20 protein-coding genes, 2 pseudogenes and 1 riboswitch are annotated in these 23,141 nt (G+C 38.8%); of the genes and pseudogenes, 9 read left to right on the top strand and 13 right to left on the bottom strand.

Annotated elements, in window-relative coordinates; genetic code table 11:
• Positions 1-4: 4 nt before the first annotated feature.
• The 5 genes from H1P_RS04550 (at position 5) to H1P_RS04530 (ending at position 6,173) form a co-directional block, all read left to right on the top strand.
• Entirely contained in the window at positions 5-781 is a 777-nt protein-coding gene (locus H1P_RS04550) for an MlaE family lipid ABC transporter permease subunit (RefSeq protein WP_246141467.1), read from the top strand.
• Positions 782-1,135: 354 nt separating this feature from the next.
• On the top strand, positions 1,136-3,553 hold the full coding sequence (gene dnaK / locus H1P_RS04545) for a molecular chaperone DnaK (RefSeq protein WP_144864591.1): 2,418 nt from the start codon (positions 1,136-1,138) through the stop codon (positions 3,551-3,553).
• A gap of 140 nt (positions 3,554-3,693) precedes the next feature.
• Positions 3,694-4,614 carry a DnaJ C-terminal domain-containing protein gene (locus tag H1P_RS04540; RefSeq protein ID WP_144864589.1) on the top strand — a complete coding sequence of 307 codons (921 nt, stop codon included), beginning with the start codon at positions 3,694-3,696 and terminating at the stop codon, positions 4,612-4,614.
• Positions 4,615-4,806: 192 nt separating this feature from the next.
• Positions 4,807-5,316, top strand: a complete 510-nt coding sequence (tadA, locus tag H1P_RS04535; RefSeq protein ID WP_144864587.1) for a tRNA adenosine(34) deaminase TadA — start codon at positions 4,807-4,809, stop codon at positions 5,314-5,316.
• Positions 5,313-6,173 carry an NAD(P)-dependent oxidoreductase gene (locus tag H1P_RS04530; RefSeq protein ID WP_144864585.1) on the top strand — a complete coding sequence of 287 codons (861 nt, stop codon included), beginning with the start codon at positions 5,313-5,315 and terminating at the stop codon, positions 6,171-6,173. Before tadA ends, H1P_RS04530 begins: the two co-directional genes overlap by 4 nt.
• 339 nt (positions 6,174-6,512) lie before the next feature.
• Here H1P_RS04530 and pyrF read toward each other — a convergent pair whose 3' ends face one another.
• From pyrF to H1P_RS04515, 3 genes are all read right to left on the bottom strand, one after another.
• Positions 6,513-7,211, bottom strand: coding sequence for an orotidine-5'-phosphate decarboxylase (gene pyrF, locus H1P_RS04525; RefSeq protein WP_144864583.1), 699 nt, complete (start codon positions 7,209-7,211; stop codon positions 6,513-6,515).
• A gap of 202 nt (positions 7,212-7,413) precedes the next feature.
• On the bottom strand, positions 7,414-8,628 hold the full coding sequence (tyrS, locus tag H1P_RS04520) for a tyrosine--tRNA ligase (protein ID WP_144864581.1): 1,215 nt from the start codon (positions 8,626-8,628) through the stop codon (positions 7,414-7,416).
• Between the two features lie 265 nt (positions 8,629-8,893).
• The gene (locus H1P_RS04515) at positions 8,894-9,214 is read right to left on the bottom strand and encodes a DUF4278 domain-containing protein (protein ID WP_144864579.1); all 321 of its coding nucleotides are present in this window, start codon (positions 9,212-9,214) and stop codon (positions 8,894-8,896) included.
• A 37-nt stretch (positions 9,215-9,251) separates the two neighbouring features.
• Positions 9,252-9,341: riboswitch (Glutamine riboswitch) on the bottom strand.
• Between the two features lie 373 nt (positions 9,342-9,714).
• Here H1P_RS04515 and H1P_RS04510 point away from each other — a divergent pair.
• Complete coding sequence (locus H1P_RS04510; RefSeq protein WP_144864576.1) at positions 9,715-10,152, top strand: pentapeptide repeat-containing protein; 438 nt, start codon at positions 9,715-9,717, stop codon at positions 10,150-10,152.
• A gap of 13 nt (positions 10,153-10,165) precedes the next feature.
• On the opposite strand, the gene H1P_RS04505 is transcribed toward H1P_RS04510, so the two are convergent.
• The 4 genes from H1P_RS04505 to gltX all read right to left on the bottom strand — a co-directional run bounded on the left by H1P_RS04505 (position 10,166) and on the right by gltX (position 13,604).
• The gene (locus tag H1P_RS04505; protein WP_281291088.1) at positions 10,166-10,855 is read right to left on the bottom strand and encodes a formylglycine-generating enzyme family protein; all 690 of its coding nucleotides are present in this window, start codon (positions 10,853-10,855) and stop codon (positions 10,166-10,168) included.
• A 54-nt stretch (positions 10,856-10,909) separates the two neighbouring features.
• Positions 10,910-11,107 carry a hypothetical protein gene (locus H1P_RS38100; protein ID WP_246141466.1) on the bottom strand — a complete coding sequence of 66 codons (198 nt, stop codon included), beginning with the start codon at positions 11,105-11,107 and terminating at the stop codon, positions 10,910-10,912.
• Between the two features lie 3 nt (positions 11,108-11,110).
• Positions 11,111-12,004: a methylenetetrahydrofolate reductase gene (locus H1P_RS04500; protein WP_144864574.1), complete on the bottom strand. Its 894-nt coding sequence runs from the start codon at positions 12,002-12,004 to the stop codon at positions 11,111-11,113.
• A 154-nt stretch (positions 12,005-12,158) separates the two neighbouring features.
• Positions 12,159-13,604 carry a glutamate--tRNA ligase gene (gene gltX / locus H1P_RS04495; RefSeq protein WP_144864572.1) on the bottom strand — a complete coding sequence of 482 codons (1,446 nt, stop codon included), beginning with the start codon at positions 13,602-13,604 and terminating at the stop codon, positions 12,159-12,161.
• A gap of 334 nt (positions 13,605-13,938) precedes the next feature.
• On the opposite strand from gltX, the gene H1P_RS04490 reads away from it, so the two are divergent.
• Positions 13,939-14,235, top strand: a complete 297-nt coding sequence (locus H1P_RS04490) for a hypothetical protein (RefSeq protein ID WP_186375833.1) — start codon at positions 13,939-13,941, stop codon at positions 14,233-14,235.
• A gap of 16 nt (positions 14,236-14,251) precedes the next feature.
• Here the strand turns inward: H1P_RS04490 and H1P_RS04485 are convergent, their stop codons facing one another.
• The 4 genes and pseudogenes from H1P_RS04485 to H1P_RS04470 all read right to left on the bottom strand — a co-directional run bounded on the left by H1P_RS04485 (position 14,252) and on the right by H1P_RS04470 (position 18,900).
• Positions 14,252-15,193, bottom strand: coding sequence for an alpha/beta fold hydrolase (locus H1P_RS04485; protein WP_144864570.1), 942 nt, complete (start codon positions 15,191-15,193; stop codon positions 14,252-14,254).
• A gap of 111 nt (positions 15,194-15,304) precedes the next feature.
• Positions 15,305-16,921 carry a DUF4335 domain-containing protein gene (locus H1P_RS04480; RefSeq protein ID WP_144864567.1) on the bottom strand — a complete coding sequence of 539 codons (1,617 nt, stop codon included), beginning with the start codon at positions 16,919-16,921 and terminating at the stop codon, positions 15,305-15,307.
• 115 nt (positions 16,922-17,036) lie between these two features.
• Positions 17,037-17,650: pseudogene (locus H1P_RS04475) on the bottom strand (DUF3038 domain-containing protein).
• 281 nt (positions 17,651-17,931) lie between these two features.
• Positions 17,932-18,900 (bottom strand): zinc-dependent alcohol dehydrogenase family protein, encoded by a 969-nt coding sequence (locus H1P_RS04470; RefSeq protein WP_144864565.1) that lies wholly within the window; start codon positions 18,898-18,900, stop codon positions 17,932-17,934.
• Between the two features lie 127 nt (positions 18,901-19,027).
• Here H1P_RS04470 and H1P_RS04465 point away from each other — a divergent pair, with 127 nt between their 5' ends.
• Positions 19,028-19,387 (top strand): winged helix-turn-helix transcriptional regulator, encoded by a 360-nt coding sequence (locus H1P_RS04465; protein ID WP_144864563.1) that lies wholly within the window; start codon positions 19,028-19,030, stop codon positions 19,385-19,387.
• Positions 19,388-19,600: 213 nt separating this feature from the next.
• Complete coding sequence (gene glgA / locus H1P_RS04460) at positions 19,601-21,073, top strand: glycogen synthase GlgA (protein ID WP_144864560.1); 1,473 nt, start codon at positions 19,601-19,603, stop codon at positions 21,071-21,073.
• Positions 21,074-21,614: 541 nt separating this feature from the next.
• On the opposite strand, the gene psbC is transcribed toward glgA, so the two are convergent.
• Complete coding sequence (gene psbC, locus H1P_RS04455) at positions 21,615-22,997, bottom strand: photosystem II reaction center protein CP43 (protein ID WP_144864558.1); 1,383 nt, start codon at positions 22,995-22,997, stop codon at positions 21,615-21,617.
• Positions 22,981-23,141 (bottom strand): annotated as a pseudogene (locus tag H1P_RS04450) (photosystem II D2 protein (photosystem q(a) protein)); the annotation flags it as partial. The gene psbC and the pseudogene H1P_RS04450, both read right to left, overlap by 17 nt.

Raw genomic sequence — 23,141 nt, 5'->3', positions numbered from 1 at the left:
TACCTTGAATAGTGGAATTAGACTTTGGCTGCAACGCTTGACAGCAGCCGCATTCTTAGGCGGACAAACCATAGTTCATCTCTTGAAAGCGAAAATTAATCGTCGTAATACTATGGAACAGATGGCAGCAGTAGGCCCTGATTCTTTATGGATTGCTTTGGTAACGGCTGCTTTTGTGGGGATGGTATTTACCATTCAAGTAGCACGGGAATTTCTTGATTTTGGTGCAGGACAAGCAGTAGGAGGGGTTTTAGCTTTAGCTTTAGCTAGAGAATTAGCTCCTGTATTAACCGCAGTCGTGATAGCAGGTAGAGTAGGTTCGGCTTTTGCAGCCGAAATCGGCACAATGAGAGTTACAGAGCAGATTGATGCTCTTTATGTTCTGAAAACCGACCCCATTGACTATCTGGTAGTACCCCGTGTTATTGCTTGTTGTTTGATGTTACCGATTTTGACCTTACTTTCTTTAGTTGTGGGAATTACTGGAGGATTAATTATTTCTAGCAATCTCTACGGTATTTCTCAAGTAGTATTTCTCGATTCGATACGTAATTTTATGCAGATTTGGGATTTATTGAGTGCTTTATTTAAAGCTGTAGTTTTTGGTGGGTTAGTCGCAGTTATCGGTTGTAGTTGGGGACTGACAACTACTGGAGGAGCCAAAGGAGTAGGACAATCTACTACTACGGCGGTAGTTACTGCTTTACTAGCTATATTTGTTACTAATTTTTTCTTATCTTGGTTGATGTTTCAAGGACCAGGAAGTGCTTTAACTAATTAGGGTTTGCTGAACAAGTTTTCTGGTGAGGAGAGTTGATGGGTAATGGGAAAAAAGCCTACAATCGCTTTTCTCCAATCAACTATACTAACGCTTATAACCAGATCGGAGCATTACGATATCTATGACAGTAGTAATCATGAAATATTTAGAGATCGCCATAAAGATAATGAAGCTATCTTACAGCATTAGCGATCGCATTATAATTTCAAAAAAATAGTAACATAGTATTTATTGGCGGTAAAAAGAAATTCAGCAAAAAACCTTCCTCTATGAGTTAACCTATGATAAATAAAGAAGGTTGCACATAGCAGAAAAACCACTAGCGAGGAAAAATAATAGGAGACTTAAAAACCCATGGGAAAAGTAGTCGGTATCGACTTGGGAACAACCAATTCTGTAGTATCCGTTATGGAAGGTGGAAAACCAGTCGTTATTGCCAACTCTGAAGGAATGCGAACTACCCCATCTATAGTGGGTTTTAGTAAAGATGAAGAATTGGTAGTGGGACAACTCGCTAGAAGACAGGCTATATTAAACCCTCAAAATACTTTTTATGGCATTAAAAGATTTATGGGGCGTAAATACAGCGAATTACAGGCAGAATCGAAAAAAGTTCCCTACACTATTCGTCGTGACGAGATTGGCAATATCAAAGTTCGTTGTCCTCGTTTGAAAAAAGAATTTGCTCCTGAAGAAATTTCTGCCATGATTCTGCGTAAGTTAGTGGAAGAAGCAGAACGTTATTTAGGGGAAACTATCACGGGAGCAGTAATTACCGTACCAGCTTATTTTAATGACTCTCAGCGACAAGCTACTAGAGATGCAGGAAGAATTGCAGGTTTAGATGTTAAAAGAATCATTAATGAGCCTACCGCAGCAGCCTTAGCCTATGGTTTAGACCGTCGCCGACCCCAAACAGTGATGGTATTTGACCTTGGTGGAGGCACTTTTGATGTTTCGATTCTCGATATTGGGGATGGAGTATTTGAAGTAAGGTCTACCAGTGGAGATACTCAGTTAGGGGGTAATGACTTTGATAGACGGATTGTTAATTGGTTAGCGGAAGAATTTTTAGAGAAGGAAGGTAAAGATTGTAAAGATTTACGTAAAGAACGTCAGTCTTTACAACGTCTGACAGAAGCAGCAGAAAAAGCCAAAATAGAGCTTTCTGGAGTAGCAGTTACCGAAATTAATTTACCTTTTATTGCAGCAGATGCCAATGGGCCAAAACATATTGAAACGAGGTTAAATAGAGCTAAGTTTGAAGAGCTTTGTGGTGATTTAGTATCTCGGTTACGTCGCCCCCTCAAACGAGCTATTTCTGATGCGGGAATTAGCCCCATGGAAATTGACGAAGTAATCTTAGTGGGTGGCTCGACTCGCATTCCGATGGTGCAAGATTTAGTTCGTAGTTACATCGATCTTGAGCCAAATCAAAACGTCAATCCTGATGAAGTAGTTGCTATTGGTGCTGCGGTACAAGCAGGAATTTTGAATAACGAGATTAAAGATATTCTGTTGTTAGATGTTACTCCTTTGTCTTTGGGCTTAGAAACCATTGGAGGGGTGACTAACAAACTGATTCCCCGCAATACTACTATTCCTGTACGTCGTTCTGATACTTTCTCTACAGGGGAAAATAATCAAACAGTAGTAGAAGTTCATGTTGTTCAAGGAGAGCGGGAAATGGCTTCGGGGAATAAATCTTTGGGGCGATTTAAACTCTCTGGAATTCCCCCCGCGCCTAGAGGAATCCCCCAAATTCAGGTGTCTTTAGATATTGATGCCAATGGTATCTTACAAGTTACCGCGAGGGATAAAACCACTGGTAGAGAACAGGGAATTACGGTTCAAGGTGCTTCTACTCTAAGTGACTCTGAAGTTAACCGTATGATTAAAGATGCGGAACAGTTTGCAGATCAAGATCGCGAACGCAGGGAAAGGGTAGAAAAACGCAATGGTGCTAAAGCTCTAACAGATCAAGCACAACGCAGGTTAAAAGAAGTTACTTTAGATTTTGGTAGTCAATTCGCTGGCTACTATCGTCGTCGTATAGACGTCTTATGCGAAGAAATCCTCGATAGTCTAGAAAAAGATGATGAAAGAGTCTTAGATAGAGCGCAAGCTGACTTACAAGACACTCTTTACGAACTAAATCGAGAAGTTCGATTGCAATACGAAGATGAAGATGATGATGATTTCTTTGGCGCAATTCGCAAAACTTTCTTGGGTGATGATGAACAAGAGAGATTGGATGAAGATTACAGTTACGATCCTCGTCAGGGAGATTATCGTGATAATTATGGTTATCCTAACTATGGTGGAGGCAATCGTAACCCAGGATATCAAAACAATTATGGAGACAGTCCCCGTCGTGGTGGTGGAGGTTATCAAGATGACTACCAAGATAACTATGGCAATTCCCGTAGTCGCAATTTAGGTAATTATCAAGATGATAGTTATGGGGATTCTCGCCGTGGCGGTAGAGAAGGTTATCGAGATGTAACCCAAGATAATTATGATAACTCTCGCAGAAGTAACGGAAATGGTTATCAAGATGACTACCAAGATAACTATGGCAATTCCCGCCGTCGTAACTCAGATAACTATTCAGGAAATAATCCCAATCAGAGCAGAAAACGAGAGAATAATAGATCGCAAGATGGGAATTATGATGATAGTATAGACCGTCGTTACTATAGTAGTCGAGATCGTTCTCGCAGCATTCCCTATCAAAACGATTGGGATGAAGAGGATGATGAGTGGTTCTAAAACGTACATAATATATACTAAAAAATTATCAATAATGTTATAAATTGGTTTGATGACTTGACTAACAACGACTGCTTAAGCATTCCCCCGATTAGTGCTTGTTTCTAATTAATCATTGATAGATAGCTGACAACGAAAGGATGCAAAACTTACGGAATTATTATGAAATTCTAGGTGTAACGAAGAAGTCTTCTAGCCAAGATATTAAGCGGGCTTATCGTTCTTTAGCCAGAAAATATCATCCTGACCAAAACCCAGGAAATAAAATGGCTGAAGAAAAATTCAAAGACATCAATGAAGCCTATGAAGTACTTTCTGATGCCACAAAGCGATCGCAATATGACCAGTTTAGTCAAGCTTGGGGGAAAAAAAGTAGTAAAACTAAAACTTCTAGATACAATCCCTTTGATAATTTTGTACGTAACGATCATCCTCCGCGAAATCGCACCCCTACAGCAGAGCGTCCCCGCAGTACGAGGGTAGATAGTACAGATTATCGTCCAGGCACTACCAAAAGACAAAGGGTGGTTTCTCGCCCTCCCAGAAGAGATATTGAAGCTAAATTAACCCTACCCTTAAGCAAAGCTTATCGCGGTGGTAGAGAGCGTATTCGCTTGGAAGATGGACGCTCTTTAGAGGTAGATATGCCTCCTGCAATGTTTAATGGGCAAAAAATTCGTTTGAAGGGACAAGGATTAGACGGCGGAGACTTGTATCTTAAAATTACCGTTGCTCGTCATCCTTTCTTTGAAATTCAAGGTACAGATGTCTTTTGTAAAGTACCCATTTCCCCCATAGAAGCAGTGCTAGGAGGTGCAATAGAAGTACCTACGATAGATGGTTTAGTCAAAATGAATTTACCCCCAGGAATACGCTCTGGTCAAAGATTACGTTTGGCAAATAAAGGTTATCCTGACAAAATCGGAGTGCGCGGAGATCAGTTAGTAGAAATTCAAATCGTAACTCCCAAACAAATCAGCGATCAAGAAAAAGAGTTTTATCATAAATTACGATTAATTGAAACATTCAAGCCCCGACAAAATATTATTCAAAGTTTGTAAGGGTTAGCTGTAGTCTACAACTCCCTGTAAATGATTGTAAGAAGTACAACGAAATCGAAAAGCGATCGCTTTCTTTAGCTATTTCTGGAAACTATAACTGATAATATTCTAGCTCTACCATTGATTTGAATTAATTAAGTAATTGTACTCAAAAAAACGTCAAATAAAATACTGACAAATGTTGAACGGTTAATGAGTAAAGAAGCAAATATTCTGGTTAATTTAGACCACGAAACTTATTTGGCTCATTGTCAATGGATGGCAAAAGCGAGGGAATTAGCGCAACAAGCAGGAGAAGCAGGAGAGATACCTGTAGGGGCTATTATTATTGATGGAAATGGTAAAGTAATAGCTAAAACAGCCAACTACAAAGAAAGAAATTGTGATGCTACTGCCCATGCAGAGATTTTAGCGATCCAAACAGCTAGTAAAACAAAACAGAATTGGCATCTTAATGATTGTACTCTATATGTAACCTTAGAACCCTGTCCGATGTGTGCGGGGGCGATTATTCATAGCAGAATTAAATTATTGGTATATGGTGCTGACGATCCTAAAACTGGAGCAATTCAGACTGTCTTGAATATCCCAGATAGTGCTGCTTCCAATCATAAATTAACCGTATTAGGAGGAATTGCAGAAACAGAATGTCGTCAACAGCTACAGATTTGGTTTGCTAACAAAAGGAGAAAAAAAGCGTGAAAATTGGTTTAATTGGTACGGGTTTAATGGGTCAGCCAATGGCGTTAAAGTTATTAGAAGCTGGCTTATCTGTAATTGTATATAATCGCACCACTAGCAAATTACAACCTCTACAGAAAGCAGGTGCAATTGCAGCTAATTCTCCTAAAACTGTTGTAGAAGAAGCTGACTGCATTATTTTGATGCTAACTGACGCTAATGCTATTAAAGAAATGCTGTTGGCAGAAAATACTTTATCTTTACTCAAAAAATGCACTATTATCCAAATGGGAACAATTTCTCCTCAAGAAAGCACCACAATTTGTAACAGCATTACCGCAGCAGAAGGAGAATATCTCGAAGCACCTGTATTGGGTAGTATACCCCAAGTGAAAACAGGGGAATTAATTGTAATGGTAGGTAGTACAGAGGCACAATTTAGTCAATGGAAACCTGTTTTAAAGCACTATAGTCCCGAACCAATGCATATTGGTGCAGTAGGTACAGCCTCGGCAATGAAACTAGCTTTAAATCAGTTAATTGCTGGTTTAACCTCTACTTTTGCCTTAACTTTGGGTTTTGTGCAACGCCAAGGAGTAGATGTAGAACAATTTATGCAGGTAGTACGAGAAAGTGCTTTATACGCACCGACTTTTGATAAAAAACTCTCTCGAATGTGCGATCGCAATTTTGCTAATCCCAATTTTCCTACCAAACATTTACTCAAAGATACCGATTTGTTTTTAACTCAAGCACAAGAATTAGGCTTGGTAACAGATAACTTAGAAGGAATTAAAAGCATTATTGAAAAAGCGATCGCTCTTGGTTTAGCTGATGCTGATTATTCCGCAATTTATAATGCAATTAATCCTGAGTAATTAATAATTGTTAGCTATTTTTTCCCAGCAAAGCCTAATTTTATTATTGGTAATTTCATTGTCGATCCCCGATTGTTTATCCTTATTATTGAGGATAATACTTAGATATTTTTTAAATAAAATTAAACTCTTAAAAATTAAGTGTTTTTACTATTTTGTCTTAGCTATCTACTGGCTACCTTAGATAATATGACCTGGAGGGAAAAAGTTATTACTTTAAGTAAGACTTGGTTTATTGGAGTATCTTTAGCTAAACGTCAGAACAAAGGCGATCGCTTTAATGATGATAAATTGTTAAAAAGCGATCGCTTTTTTTCCCAAAATAATATTTTTCATTCCTCATCCCTCATCATCAATTTCCTGACATATTCTTTCCCATGCTTCAGCAGGTTTATCCGCAGCCGTAATAGGTCGCCCAATCACCAGATAACTTGCTCCTTGAGTGATCGCATCTTTAGGAGTAGCAATTCGGCTTTGATCGCCTTTAACAGACCAACTAGGACGGATTCCTGGGCAAACTAAAGTAAAATCTTGACCACAAACTTCCCGCAATTTAGATACTTCTTGGGGCGAACACACTGCGCCATTAAGTCCCGATTCTTTGGCTAACATTGCCATATTAAGAGCATATTCTGGCAACTCTAGGGGTACTTTGAGATCGAAAGCTAAACTACGACTATCAATACTGGTAAGCAAGCTAATAGCTAATAACTGGGGTGGTTTTTTCGCATCTTTAACCGCAGCTACCGCAGCTTCTAATGCCTTTCTTCCTGCTGTTGCATGGAGAGTTAACAAATCTACTTCATAAATAAGAGCCGAACGACAAGCACCCGCTACAGTGTTAGGGATATCATGAAACTTAAGATCGAGAAAGATTTTTTTATCCCGATCTTTGAGGTATTGCAAAATATCTGCACCCGTACTCACAAAAAGTTCTAACCCCACTTTCCAAAAGCTTACCTGGGGTAATTTCTCGACAAGAGTCTTGGCATCTTCTAAAGTAGGAACATCTAGGGGAACGATTATTTTATGGCTCATACGTTAATGGTTAGTTCCGTCAAGCCCCAAACTAAGCGGGGTAAACGGGGATAATATGGTTAGTGGGTAGAGACGTTCTGATAGAACGTCCTTACAGTGGTTAATTGTTAATAGCTAACTGTTGCTATTATTATTTTTCCTTATCTTCTTAATCCTTATTTATCTCTTTTATCTCTTCCTACTTTTTCCACTTCCTTATTCCTTAAACTAACCGTACAAATCTTTTTTTCCCTACTTGTAATACCTTTCCAGATAACTCATCAGGGGAATTAAAAGTAAGATTTTCCTCAGTAATGCGATCTCCGTCTAAGCGCACTGCACCCCCTTTGATTTGTCTTCTACCGTCTCCGCTACTTTTACATAATCCGCTAACATTTAGAATATAAAAAATTTTGGCAGGAAATTCTACTTCTGCAAGGGAATATTTAGGTACACTATCACTCCCCGCACCACCTTTTTTAACTATTTCTATGGCATCTTGTTGTGCTTTTTGAGCTGCATCTTTACCATGAAACTGAGAGACAATCTCTACAGCTAATTTCTGTTGACATTCTCTGGGATTTTCGGGAAGGCTAGTTAAATCGAGGTTAGTTAGTAATTCAAAATATTCTGGTAACAGTGCGTCAGGGGTTTTTTCCAACTTAGAATACATGGATAAAGCATCTTCTTGTAACCCCACGTAGTTATTAAGAGATTTAGACATTTTTTGTACTCCGTCTGTGCCTAACAGAATAGGTAATAGTAAGCCAAACTGTGGTCTTTTCTTAAAGTGTCGCTGTAAATCTCTACCCACAACAATATTGAATTTTTGATCTGTTCCTCCTAATTCCACATCCGCATCTACAGCAACAGAATCGTAGCCTTGCATCAAAGGATATAAAAACTCATGGAGAAAGATTGGTTTTTCTTGGTTGTAGCGTTCGGCAAAACCTTCTTTAGCTAACATTTGACCTACTGTCATCGTAGCTAGCAGTTCTTGGATTTTCGCTAAATCTAATTGGCTCAACCATTCGGAATTGTAGCGAATTTCTAATCTACCAGGGGTATCAAAATCGAGAATAGGGCGTAATTGCTTGAGATAAGTTTCTCCATTAGCTTTGACTTCTTCTGGGGTTAACTGACGACGAACATCAGATTTTCCTGTAGGATCGCCGATTTGGGCGGTAAAATCCCCAATAATCACCACTGCAATATGTCCTGCATCTTGAAACGCCCGTAACTTTCGATAAGGGATACTATGTCCGAGATGAATATCTGTCCCAGTGGGATCGATACCTAGTTTAACCCGTAAAGGGCGATCGCTATTGAGGATTCTCTGTTCCAGGTTTTCTTCTGGATTATTGGATTCTGGTTGGTTAGGGAAAATTTCACTTGTTCCTCGATGCAACCATTGAAAGTTTTGGGCTGAAGATGACATTACTAATTAACAGTGTGACAAGATTGATGATTTGTAGTCCGACTATTACCGTATCAAAAGATCGCTCTAATTTGGGTTGTAATTTTGGGGACGTGGACTATTTCCAAGTTCAACTAATTCTTGAAAAGAAGACTCTTCATTATTTGAAATCATAAAAAAACGGGGACAATGACAATAAAGTCACTGTAACCCCGATCGCAAAATTTTAGTTAAGAAATTAGTTTGCTTTTACTTTTACCTAGTAAACATCTGCCATCTGCCCTATTTAAAGTCCGATTTCGTGGGCTGTACGGCTTAACATAGATGCAGAGCGATTTTTCGCCATTTTTTCTTTGTGCAGCATCAACCAACGAGATAAAGATTTAACTTTGGGTTCTTGGGGTGTTCCTGTAGCTTTAACTGTTGGACAATTACTGTAGGCTACACCACGATAAGTTAAGTTTAGGGGTGGTTGCAAGACTGGGGGTTTTTCTAAGTTACGGAATCTCCAATCTAAGCCACGGAATTTACCAGCAACTTCGCCTTCACTGGTAGCAACTACTGGGGGGTTGTAATCGTAATTAACACCACGATAGTTAAGTTTCATAAAATTCGCCTCCAAAATAATTTGGTAATGAGTTTGGGGCGCGTTCCTTCAGGAGTAACTCCTTACTTCCGTCTCTCTGTAATTTTATGAAAAAATTTGATAAAAAATACTGAAAGAGATGAACGATTTATTTTCTGTATCTATTATCACTTTTTTTGAGAAAAATGTCAACTTTTGCTGACCAACGTTTAATGATTAATGATGAGAGAAAATGAGGGAAGACCCCGCGTGCTTACCGAATGCTTCCCGATGCTCTTGGAAAGAAAAGCATTCTTTCAACAGTACGTATGTACATTTTTATCTGGATCGGGAAACCCTTCTGCAAGACTGTCGCGCTATTTCAATCCTGTTTTGAAAAGTAGGGTTTTTTCACCAAAATTATGACGATTGACCGATTTATTTGGCAAGAAAATTATGGTACAACATGAGTGAACCAAAAAACAGGTATCCAGAGGGTCTTATAAAGATAGCTGTTTTGATAGCGACCCCAGGAAACAAAAATGAAAACCAAATTATTTGCCACTGTCGGCGCACTTTTTGTACTAGCAACTACATTTCCCGTACAGGCAGAAAATCCCAGCCATGTAAAGCAGTTACTCTCTACAGGCGAATGTTATCGATGCGATCTTAGTAATGCAGATTTACAGGAAGCCCATCTTATTGGTGCAGATTTAAGAGAAGCAAACCTAGAAGGTGCTAATTTATTAGGCGCGAACCTAGAAGGTGCCGATTTGACTGGTGCAAACTTAGAAAATGCTGATTTAACTGCTGCTTATTTGACCAACGCCAGTTTCAATGATGCTGATTTAGATAGTGTTAATCTGACTGCTGCTACAGTAATTGATGCTGATGTATCTGGTGCGTCAATGATTGGTTTGGATGTTACCAGTGCTACTATCTATAACACTGGTATTGGTATTGGTGGTGGAGACGATTAGCAAATAATGCGTCTTATTCTTTAACTAGACGAAAGCCAAATAAAATATGGCGAGAATTAATTGGACGAGTATGTTGGTAAGCAGCACGACAAAATCCTGGTAAATCGTCCCAGGAACATCCTTTCATTACAATATGAGTACCCTGATTTTCAAGGCTAGAAGTGTACTCAAAGACGTTTCCTGCCATGTCTTCTACACCATAAACACTACGACTGAGAGGAAAAGTTGCGATCGCACTGGTATAATGTAAACCACTAACAGCAGCATTTGTTCCTTTATCAAGCCAATTATTGCCCCAAGGAAAATATCTTCCATCTGTTCCTCTAGCAGCTTTTACCCATTCCATAGCGGTGGGTAGACGATAGGTTGCTTCTGTTTGCTTTCCTTTCCAGCTAGCATAAGCAGAGATATCGCCCACAGATATTAGCACTACTGGATGTTGGGCTGTACCATCAGGATAGTTTCTCTTTTTCCACAAAAAGGTTTTTACTTTAGAGTAGGGATGAACTAAAAATCCTTGTTGTTGATATTCTACTTCACTGATACCAGGTGGTTGATGATTGGTAGCTTGGATAAATTCTTGGTATTCCTGGTTAGTAACTAGATTACGACCAATAAAATAGCTAGGTAGAAATATAGATTGACGGGGATTTTCCTTTTCAAACCAACCTGTTTGTCGTAATTTTTGTTCTGCCTGAAAAATGCCTTCTTCTGTCTTGGCAATGGATTGTGCTGAAACGTTATAGGCAAAATCTCGTTATTGGCGATCGCTAAATAGAATAAATTCTCCAGGGGGAATAAAGACAAAAGAAGAGTCTGCTTCACATTCTTCACGAGTTATCGATGTTGAGGAAACAGTTGATAGAGAAGTTTTGCTCCCTAAAATAAGACTTGTAATTGTGATTATAAAAGGAACAGTTGCAGTTAGCTTTTTCCAGCCTTGAATGAAAATCATTTGCTAATCATCAATCGCTTCAATTCCTGCCAAATCGAGAATTTCGGGGATTAATTCTTCTTTTTTAACTGCCATTAAGTGAACACCTTGACATAAGGTTTTAGCGGTTTTGACTTGCTCTGCTGCGATCGCTATTCCTTCTTGCAAGGGGTCTGTGGCTTGGGCTAGGCGATCGATAGTTGATTGGGGAATATCTACCCCTGGAACATATTTATTGATAAATTGGGCGTTTTTAGCTGATTTTAGCAGAAAAATACCTGCTAGTATGGGTTTATTGCCCACAGAAGCAATTTGAGCCATAAATTTGTCTAATTTATCAAAATCTGTAATCATTTGACTTTGAAAAAACTGCGCTCCTGCTTCGATTTTGCGCTCAAAACGTTTTTGTAAACCAGACCAACTTTTTAACTGTGGATCCACAGCAGCACCAGCAAAAAGGTTTAAAGGCTCATCGGGTAATTTTTTATCATTAAAGTCAATACCTTGATTGAGTTTGTTAATCAGTCTGAGTAATCTAACTGATTCTAATTCAAATACTGCTTTGGCTTTTTTATGATCTCCCGCTTTTACAGGATCGCCCGTTAATGCCAAAATATTAGTAATTCCTAAAGCAGATGCTCCCATTAAATCAGCTTGTAAACCAATAACATTGCGATCTCGACAAGCGACCTGACATACTGGCTCAATACCGTTATTAAGCAAGATTACCGAAGCAGCTAAAGAAGACATTCGCAATACCGCACGGCTACCATCAGTGATGTTTACAGCATGAACACGATTTTTTAATTTTTGTGCTACTTTTAGCATTCTGGTTGGGTTACTACCTTTTGGAGGAGCAACTTCTGCGGTAATTAGAAATTCTTGATTAGTGACAGCATTACGAAGACGACTGGTCATTATTAAGTAATTTTTCTTAAGTTTTTATTTATTATTCATTATTTTATAGAAGATTAGCTTTCTCTCCCATTTAAAGAAAAGACTTTACGAAATCTTTAGTTAGTTTGAGTTAAAAAATCAGTTAGTGAGGTGGGCATTGCCCACCTTTTTTAATTTAAATTAAGCTCAAAGCTTTGCTTAAACGCCCTCGATCTAATTGCTTTTGGTTTAGTAAAACCCAAGACTGAATTAAATCAGGACCATGCATTTCTCCTGTTAAACCAGCACGTAGCGATCGCATTACTAAGCCTTTTTTAACTTTTTGACTTTTAGTAACTTGCTTGATAATTCCTTTAGCGTCTGCTGTTTCTAAAGTGTCAGCTTCTTCAATTGCAGTAATAGCTTCTTGTAAAACCAGATCGACTCCTTCTTGTTTCAGAAATTCGATAGCTTCATCGGTATACTCTACAGATTCTCCAAATAAGAGCTTGGTTTCTTCAACCACATTTGCTAAACGAGTCAAGTTAGGTGTAACCATCGCAGTAAGACTTTCTAGCCAAGACCGATCGCTATCTAGGTTAACTTCATATCCTGCTGATTGCCAATAGGGAATTAATAACTCTACTAACTCATTAGCTGGCATTTTATGCAAATACTGGCTGTTAATCCAATCTAGTTTTGCCCAATCAAATTTTGCACCCGCTTTGTTAACTCGCCCTAAATCAAATTTAGTTGCTGCTTCTTCCAGGGTAAAAATCTCTTCGGTTGAATCTGGGGGAGTCCAACCCAACAGAGTCATATAGTTAGCCAATGCTTCGGGGAGAAAACCCATTTTACGGAAATCATCTATAGATGTTACCCCATCTCTTTTAGACAATTTTTTACCATCTTGGTTGAGAATTAAAGGCGTATGGGCAAATTCAGGTACTTTTGCGCCCAAAGCTTCATAAAGTAAAATTTGTTTGGCAGTATTAGCAATATGATCTTCTCCACGAATGACATGGGTAATTGCCATATCAATATCATCTACTACTACAGCTAAGTTATAGAGGGGTTGTCCAATAGCTTCTGTCTCTCCAGCACGAGCGACTACCATGTCACCACCCAAATCACTTCCTTGCCAAGATACTCTACCTCTAACTTTATCCTGCCAAACTATTTCGCGATCGTCGTCAATTTTAAATCTAATGACTGGTTTACGTCCTTCGGCTTCAAAAGCTGCTTTTTCTTCTGAAGAGAGATTGCGATGGCGATTATCATAGCGGGGAGCCAAACCTTTAGCTTTTTGATTTTCCCGCATTTTGTCTAACTCTTCAGGGGTACAGTAGCAAGAATAAGCTAACCCTCGATCGATCAAAGTTTGAATCGCTGCTGTATATTTATCTAGCCGTTGAGTTTGGAAAAAAGGTCCCTCATCCCAAGTTAGACCAAGCCATTCTAAACCAGACTTGATATTCTCAGTATATTCAGAACGCGATCTCTCTAGATCGGTGTCTTCAATTCTTAAAACAAATTTACCTTCTTGGTTATGAGCATATAACCAATTGAATACCGCCGTTCTTGCTGTGCCAATATGTAAGTTACCTGTGGGTGAAGGAGCAATCCTTACTCTAATAGTCATTATTCTTAATTTCCTTATTTTCGATCCATATCTAATACCGTTTCTCATGCATTAACAAGAGACTTATTTTGGAGTCAGTAGAGACCCCTTATTTCGCGTCCATACAGGAGTCACGCCCGTTAGTGTAAACAATAGTTTTCGTGTTTTTTCTTGAGAAAAAATAATGTGCTATCTATCTGGCTAGTACGCGAGAATTGGTATAAAGTTATCTGACTATCACTCAAGTCCAGACTTTCTATTTTACGACAGTTTCTCAAACAAGATTCTGCGATCTCATTTTATAATGCATTGTATGACAAAATTAATTCAATAATATTACAAAAATAAATGTTCTATGGTAATTTCCCAAGCATTTATTCAAGAGCAAGGGAACGAACTGCTTAGACAAGAAGAACGCCGAGTCGTTGAGGAGCTTAACCGACGTAGAATTCCCATTACTTTTTACACAGAAAAACGTATACGTCGCAGGCAGCTTTCACTCGATTATGAGTCTTTAGTTGTGGGAGATCTGCCTTGTATTTCTGGAGCATTGAAGCAACTTTCTATAATCTCACCTCTTGGTAATACGATTAAAACCATTGCTACCAAAGGTTTTGATATCGATGACGACCCTTTAATTTACGAATCTTGACTATATACCTTCATGATTAATTATCAAAAGCTGGTAAATCCTCTTCCAAGACTGACTGAGAATTACTGGTTTCTAGTTGAGGTAAAAATTGACGAATTAGTCCAATGGTAATAGCAGGTAGTTCTAGTTGGGGAGTGAAACCGACATCATTCAATTGATACATAATGCGAATTGCTTGGGGATTCATTTCTTGTAATCGACGACCAACCCTCGGTCCAATATATTCTGATTCTTGACCCCAAATTAACGCCGTCGGGATTGTTAATTGAGTAATATATTGCGTCAAATCAAAACACAGATCTCCCCGTACAAAAGACAGTGCGGAATACTCTCCATTGGGCTGTTGTGCCGATTGCAAATATGCTTCTACCAATTCAGAGTCAACTCTATCTTTACTGGCAAATTGACGCTGCTCTAAAAAGCCACGAATGCCAAAACTGGTAGCAACTCCCGTACTGTATAGCAAGCGATCGATTATTGGAGTTCCAGCTAACTTAGTAAAGAAATTATCCTGATAGTCTCTGCCAAATTCATTTAATCCAGCAGCCGTCGTCAAAATCATGGATTTGAATAATTGAGGATTTGCGATCGCTACTCGAATAGTAAAGGCTGCCGTTAAAGCAGAAGCAATCACAGTAACGGGTGAAGTACAGGTATTGCTCAAGAACTCTGCAATGGTAGTAACGTAATCATCTACCTGATAGTCGCGTTCGGGATGTTCAGATCTACCCCAACCAAGCATATCTGGTGCCAGGATACGATATTCAGCAGCAAAAGCAGGATAAACTTTTGACCATTCGTAAGCTGAAGAACCACCACCCAAACCATGTAAAAATACCAAAGTTTCTGGGGAATTTGATTTTAAATCGTTCCAAGGTGGGCGATCGTTAGTATAGTAAACTATTTTGCCCAAACTTGTCTGGACAGATTTTGAGGTGAAACCAAGAGGAATAAACATAGCATTATCTTAATTAATTTTAGACAAGCAAATTATTAATTCTCATAGCAAAAGAGTATGACAACTGCTGAGAACTTTCATCTCCCTGGAGGATGATTAATCGATAAGTCTTTACTCTAAAAAAGTCCTCACTTCTCCATCAGGGCTAAGTAATAAGCGAATGACAAGACTTTGTTCTTGTGGGAAAGCGGAAACAAAAGGCTCTCCCATCAAGGGTACACCAGTACGATCTAGATAAATTTCTGATGCCTTACCAATAGGAATAATGCGTTTAATCGAACCATCTTGATTGATAATCAGACGGTATTCTAAAGTTTGTTGTAATTCAGATTGCGATCGCCATTTTTGGCGAAAATAACTTGCTGCTTCTTGAAGTTGTCGTGTTGTAGGAGCTATCGAGTCTGAATCGTTTTCGATAATAGTTGATTCTTTCGTCGTTGGTTTAGGCGTAGTATTCTCTAGAGCAATCTCATCATTATTAAGATTGAGATTTTCCTCGGTTGTGTTTTCTGTTATCGCTTCAGACTCTACTCTGCTATCAAAAGAAGCAGCTTGTTCTAATTTTTCCCCAATTTCTGCCTTTATCGCCACATTTTCCTCGCTAATTGTAATTTCTGCTTGTTCGTCAGGCTCTAAAGGTTGAAGACTATTATCCTCAGTAACAGAACTAACAGAAGGTGATGTTGCTGTTTGAACATTAGATTCTGTAGCAATTTCCAATTCTGTAGTTTTTTGAGTTTCAGATTGTGTGGTTTCTTCTGGAGAATCTGGCTTTGCAGTTTCAGGAGGAATGTTAATAGTAGATTCTACCTGAGAATTATCTGGCGAAGTTTCAGTAGTAGATTTAGCTGTCTCAGATGCAGAATTTGGTTTCGGTAAAGAAGAAATAGGTGGAATGGTCAAATTTCCCGATGGCGGATACTGAGAGGGATCGGGGATATTTGGGGGAGGTTTAAGAGTATCTACCGCAGGAGGAGGAGGTAATGTCTCTAATGAAGAAAGAGGTTCACTTTCTTGAATTCCTGTGACAGGTTTTTCGGCGACTTCAGGTACTTTTGGCGGAATAACATCCTCTTGAGGAACAGTTGAAGTTGCTTCAGGTTGAGATTCTTCAATAGCTGCTATTCGATCTCGTTCTTCTGGCTGGTTAGCAACTTTAATACCCACAGTAGTCAAGCCTACGGCTAATAAAATTCCTGCGACACTAACACCAATAGGTATTAGCTTACGAACTTTTTGCGCTTTTTGAGTTTCTAATTCTGTCAATACCGCCATTTCGGTTTTATATTCTTCTAAAGCCGATACCAAATCGAATAATTGAGTTGCTGAAAGATCGATTGTTGTAGGGCTTTCTTTTGTTGCTAAACTACCCAAATTCAGCTGATGATTAATTAACCCTTGAGATGTTAGATAAGGCTGAGTAGAATTGGCTAATTGTTCTTGATTAGTGATAGCTAAAGCAGGTATTTGATTATTAAAAGACTGTGCTAAAAAACCTTCTGTATGGTCTAAAACCAGATCGTAAAGCTGTTCTAATTTCAGGCGATCGCCTGAAATCGTAATTGGTTCTACTTCTAAGATTCTAGGGTCGTCAAAACTCAGTTTAAACTGAATATCTTTAACTACAGTTTGTTTTGTCCAACGAGACAAAGGCGAGTTTTTTCCCCAAATCTCTAAAGTACAAGTCGGAGGCGTAAAACGCCGAATAACAGTATAAGAAGAATCCATAATTTTGTTATTGATTAGTTGCTAGGGACGTAATATACTAATTCCTTACAGTATTTAGTAGTTCGTTGTTGGTTGATTGCTAGACAATATCTGTTATTTTTTGCCTATTACCTTTTTATTCCTTCTTCTCTCTTTCTTCCTTAAATGATGCTTTACCCAAAATAGCCAACCACAATAAACGATGTCCGCTATTACCACTATAAAAAAGTAAATCGATTAATAGTTTGAGTCCTAACTGATACAATCCATCAGAATTAATTGCTGTTTCCTCAGCCATTCTCTCTTGGTATAAATTAATAAATTTATCTAAATAATCTCCTAACAATGCCATTGTATGAGGCTCTTTATTTTGGGCAGTAACTTGTTCTAAAAGACTAACGGCTCGTCGTAATAACTCTTTTTCTTGTTTTGCCAAATAACAAATAATTAAAACTAAAGAACGAGCCTCTTCTACATCTAACTTTTTTCTTCCTCCAGCACTTTTACGCCAGGGATTTGCTTGTCGTAACCGCCATAGCTCCACTCTATCTTTAACAATCGACTCTAAATTAAGAGTAGTTGCTGCTTGTAAAATTGTCTCAGAAGTAATATTTGCGATCGCTCTAACGCCAAAATTACCAAGTCAAGATGGGACTTAATATTATCTAACTGATTAATTGTGGGAATTCTCAGCCTGTGTAAATCTTGCCATTTAGCGACAGAAGGAGTTTTATTGGCATTAGGATACATTTTGCTAGGAGATTTTGAGACGTAACTATACTATCGTAGCTGTTAGCTAATACTACTACTTCTCATCAAGAGATAGGAAACAAAAGTATTGTTTTATTTTATTAATCTTGCTGCTTTTGTCATTTGGCCTAATTGATAACACCCTATACTTAATAGGTGTTTCTCTTGATTATGCTGGCTCGGCGCGATCCCGAAGTGGCAGGTTTCGCCGTGCGATTCGTTTTCAACTCTTTTTTTGAAGAAGAATCTACTGAGTTTGTATTGCTATAGTTGGCAAAATGTCAATCATCAAAAACTTGTAAAACTATCTTACCTCTTGTACCACCTTGTTCTAAACGCTGATGAGCTTCTGCTACCTGAATTAAAGGCATGACGCGCTCGATTATAGGAAATAGCTGTTTACGTTCAATTAGCTGCCTGAGTGAGTTCAACTTGGTGTTTTCTTGAGATGTAAAAACAAAATGCAATGTGAGATTTTTAGCCCAGGCTGTGAGTAATGATTGAGGATTATCAATATCAACGATGCTGACAAGCCGACCATAAGGGCGAATTATCTCAAGACTTTTTTGAATGGTTTCTCCACCAATTGTATCCAATACTAAATCGATCCCCTTACCCTGAGTCTCATATTCGATCGCTGCTACATAATCTTCTTTTTGATAATCAATGATGCGATCGGCACCCAACTTTTTAACTAAATCATGATTCTTTGCACTACAGGTAGTAAAAACATAAGCCCCCATTGCTTTAGCTAACTGAATGGCAAATGAACCCACGCCTCCAGCCCCACCATGAATCAAAATCGATTCACCAACTTGCAACTTACCTCTTGTAACTAGACAGTCCCAGGCTGTTCCAGCAGCCAGAGGAAAACAAGCTGCTTCAATATGTGAGATCTTTGATGGTTTTCGAGCGACGATATGCTCACTGGCGACATGATATTCTGCATAACTACCAGATTCACCCAAAAGCTGTGGCGAGTAATATACTTCATCACCTATTTGAAAACTCGTTACCGATTCTCCAACAGCTTCAACTACCCCAGAAATATCCACGCCGATAATAACAGGTAACTTGACCAAATCTTGGTAGTCACCACGACGAATTTGATAGTCAATTGGATTGATTGAGGTAGCACATACTCGTACCAAAATTTGATCGTGTTTTGGTTGAGGCTTAGGAACTTCTTGAATTTCTAATTGATTTGCACTACCAAATTCTGTTAAAAGAGCAGCTTTCATCAAAGACATTACCAACCTCCCTATCTATATAGAATAAATTTGTGACAAGATTTCGTAATTGTATTTAGATTAAAGAAATGCCATAAGAAACCACAAGTAAGCACAATTTAGTAAGGTATCAACCTTTTGGTAGCAAATGAGAAAAAAAACAAGTTTCAGTCAAGAACAAAAAATAAGCGATCGCACAATAATTAATGCTCAACCTAAAGTTGCCTATATTGTTGAACACACATTGGGTTGCAAATGGATGCTAAAAGTTCTTTATTTAATTCGTAGTGGTATTAATCGCCCAGGAGCGATGACTCGTGCAGTGGATGGATTAACTACAAAAGTGCTTAACGAACGATTATCAGATCTGTTGAACTTTGGCATTGTTAATAAAGTTTCTTACCCAGAAATTCCACCCCGCGTAGAATATGAGTTTACTGAGTTTGGACTACACTTTATTAAAATTCTGGACACGATAGATAAGTTAGAAGAGTTTCGTCACTCATGATATTCATCTAAGTTAATTGATAACACGCCTCAAATCAAGGTTTATTATTTCCTGTTCTTTATACAGTTCTATTGTCAGCTTGCGGTGATTACGTTTAATTTCATCGTTAATTCATCAAGATTAATTCTCTCTTGATAGTAAGATTTGTCATATATAGCTTAGAATTTTAAACAAAATATATAAAAATAAAATTTTGTTAAGAGAGGATTAGGTATGTATATCGTGCAAATTGCCTCAGAATGCGCGCCAGTTATTAAAGCTGGAGGCTTAGGGGATGTCGTTTACGGGTTGAGTCGAGAATTAGAACTTCGCGGTAATTGTGTTGAGATAATTCTTCCTATGTACGACTGCATGAGATACGACCAAATATGGGGACTCCACGAAGCCTATAAAGGACTTTCCGTACCCTGGTATGTTGGTGAAATCTACTGCGATGTTTACTGTGGCTGGGTACATGGTAGATTATGCTTTTTCATACAGCCCCAATCTGAAGATAATTTCTTCAATCGTGGTTATTACTATGGCGGAAACGACGACAATATGCGCTTTGCTTTTTTCAGTAAAGCTGCTTTAGAGTTCTTGTTAGTTAGTAGTAAACGTCCAGACATTATTCATTGTCATGATTGGCAAACTGGTTTAGTACCCGTAATGCTTTACGAAGTGTATAAGTATCATGGTATGGATAATCAGCGAGTTTGCTACACTATCCATAATTTCAAACATCAAGGTATGGCCGGTGCAGATATGCTGCACGCAACTGGTTTAAATCGCGAAGAGTATTACTTCCAGTACGATCATCTTAAAGATAACTTTAATCCTTTTGCACTGAACATGATGAAGGGTGGTATTGTTTACTCTAATTATGTCAATACTGTTTCACCTCACCACGCTTGGGAAGCCAGGTTTCAAGATGTCGGTTATGGTTTGGGTCATACTTTAGAAATTTATCAAGATAAATTTAGCGGAATTCTTAACGGTGTGGACTACAATATCTGGAATCCTGAAGTAGATGAATTTATTCCTCACCAATACTCTATTGATAATTTGAAGGGGAAAGCTCTCAATAAAAAAGCTCTACGAGAAAAACTCTTATTAAAAGATTGCGATAAACCGATTATTGCTTATATCGGTAGATTAGACCAACAGAAAGGAGTTCATTTAGTACATCACGCGATGTACTATGCTCTCGATAGAGGGGCGCAATTTGTCCTTTTAGGCTCTGCTACCGAACCAACTATTAACAGTCAATTCTGGCACGAAAAACATCACCTTAATAGTAATCCCGATATTCATTTAGAGATTGGTTTTGATGAATCTTTGGCTCATTTAATCTATGCAGGAGCAGATATGATGATTGTTCCTAGTAACTATGAACCCTGCGGATTAACTCAATTAATTAGCTTAAAATATGGCACTGTTCCTATTGTTCGTGGAGTAGGAGGCTTATTAAGTACGGTATTTGACCGTGATTTCGATTTAGATCGTGCGCCAGAAAAACGTAACGGCTATGTCTTCTATCAAACTGATAACCATGCTTTAGAAACCGCTATGGAAAGAGCAATCGGTTTATATAAAGAGTTTCCCAAAGAATTTGAACAGTTATTTCAACAAGGTATGGAATATGATTACTCTTGGAACAATTCAGGTAAGAAATACATGGATGTCTATAACCACATCAAAGCTTAATTAAGTCTGTATAAACGCTATGGGAAAAATCTAGATATTTACTATAAACAAACTGTAAGGGCAAATGAGTGCTTATCCTTACTCAAACAATATATGGTATTCTCATGGGTTGCGTACTGACTGACCTTGAGTGCAAGAGCCAGAAATTTCAGAGCAACCCCAGTTGATTGCTAGTCGGTGGGGATGCTTTGATTTAAGCTGACTATTTTCTAAGCAAAGCTGAGAGAGAGTTTATAATACCAATTCTCGCGCACTGGCTAGATAGATAGCACATTGTTTTTTCTGAAGAAAAAACACCAAAACTATTGTTTACTCTGACTCGGTGACATCATGAATCCTAGCTCTAAACCTTCGTCTCTTGTTAATGCGTGAGAAGCGGTATTGTTTAAGTTCGCTTAATATAATATCTTCATCAAAGATCGAAAGAGTCTCAAAAAAGACAACGGTAACCAATATGACGAAACAAAAAAATAAGCTCCCATCATTAATGATAGGAGCTTATTCAATATACTTAATTTAATTAACTAATCAAAAATATCGATTAGTCTAAATCAGGCATCGCTAATACTGGCTCAGTTTCGCGTTCAATTCCTTTCTCAAAACCACCAGCAGCAGCACGAGCGCGTCCTGCGTGCCATAAGTGACCTACGAGGAAGAAGAAAGCCATCAAGAATTGGAAGGAAGCCAACCACTGACGGATGTTTACGAAATTGAAAGAATTAGACTCAGTGATGATACCGCCTACAGCGTTGATGGAAGCGTTAGGAGCATGAGTCATGTATTCAGCAGCACGGCGTAATTGCCAAGGCTGAATGTCATTTCTTACTTTGTCCAAGTCAATACCGTTAGGACCACGCATGGGTTCTAACCAAGGACCACGGAAGTCCCAAAAGCGCATGGTTTCACCACCAAGAATAATTTCACCAGTGGGAGAGCGCATTAAGTATTTACCAAGACCAGTAGGACCTTGTGCAGAACCGATGTTAGCACCCATTTGTTGGTCACGAGCTAAGAAAGTAAAAGCTTGAGCTTGAGATGCTTCTGCGTTAGTAGGTCCGAAAAACTCACTGGGGTAAGCAGTGTTGTTGAACCAAATAAAGGTAGAGGCAATAAATGACATGAAAGACACAGCACCGATACTGTAAGAAAGGTATGCTTCTCCGTTCCAGATCAAAGCACGACGCGCCCAACCAAAAGGTTTGGTTAAGATGTGCCAAATACCACCAGAGATACAAATCAAACCAATCCAGATGTGACCACCGATGATGTCTTCCATGTTATCAACACCAACAATCCAACCTTCTCCACCGAAGGGAGCTTTAGTTAGATAACCAAAGATAACAGCAGGGTTTAAAGTGGGGTTAGTGATGAGACGAACATCTCCACCACCAGGAGCCCAGGTATCGTAAACACCACCAAAGAACATCGCTTTGAAGACAAGAAGGAATGCACCTAATCCAAGAAGAATGAGGTGATAACCAATGATGTTGGTCATTTGGTTTTTGTCTTTCCAATCTTGACTAAAGAAATTGGAGTATTCTTCCAATACTTCGGGTCCACGGATTGCGTGGTAAATACCACCCAAACCAAGTACCGCAGAAGAAATTAAATGTAATACACCAACAACGAAGTAAGGATAGGTATTGATTACTTCACCACCAGGACCTACACCCCAACCTAATGTGGCTAGGTGAGGAATTAAGATCATGCCCTGTTCGTACATGGGCTTTTCAGGAACATAGTGTGCAACTTCAAAAATAGTCATTGCACCAGTCCAGAAAACAATTAAGCCAGCGTGAGCAACGTGTGCGCCCAGTAGCTTACCAGAAAGATTGATTAGACGTGCATTACCAGCCCACCAGGCAAAGCCAGTAGAAGTCTGGTCGCGACCGCCTCCCATTGCGGGACTAGAGAGCGTTACCACGTGGTAGAACCTCCTCGGGGAATTCAAAGTTTTGATGTGGTTGGTCTTGTGTCGCCATCCAAGCGCGTAGACCTTCGTTTAAGAGAATGTTTTTGGTGTAGAAAGTCTCGAATTCAGGGTCTTCGGCTGCTCTTAACTCTTGAG

The sequence above is a fragment of the Hyella patelloides LEGE 07179 genome (assembly GCF_900659865.1).
GTDB classification, from domain to species: domain Bacteria; phylum Cyanobacteriota; class Cyanobacteriia; order Cyanobacteriales; family Xenococcaceae; genus Hyella; species Hyella patelloides.
Note: the sequence above shows the minus strand (reverse complement) of the source record. Positions and strands in the feature narration are given on the sequence as shown.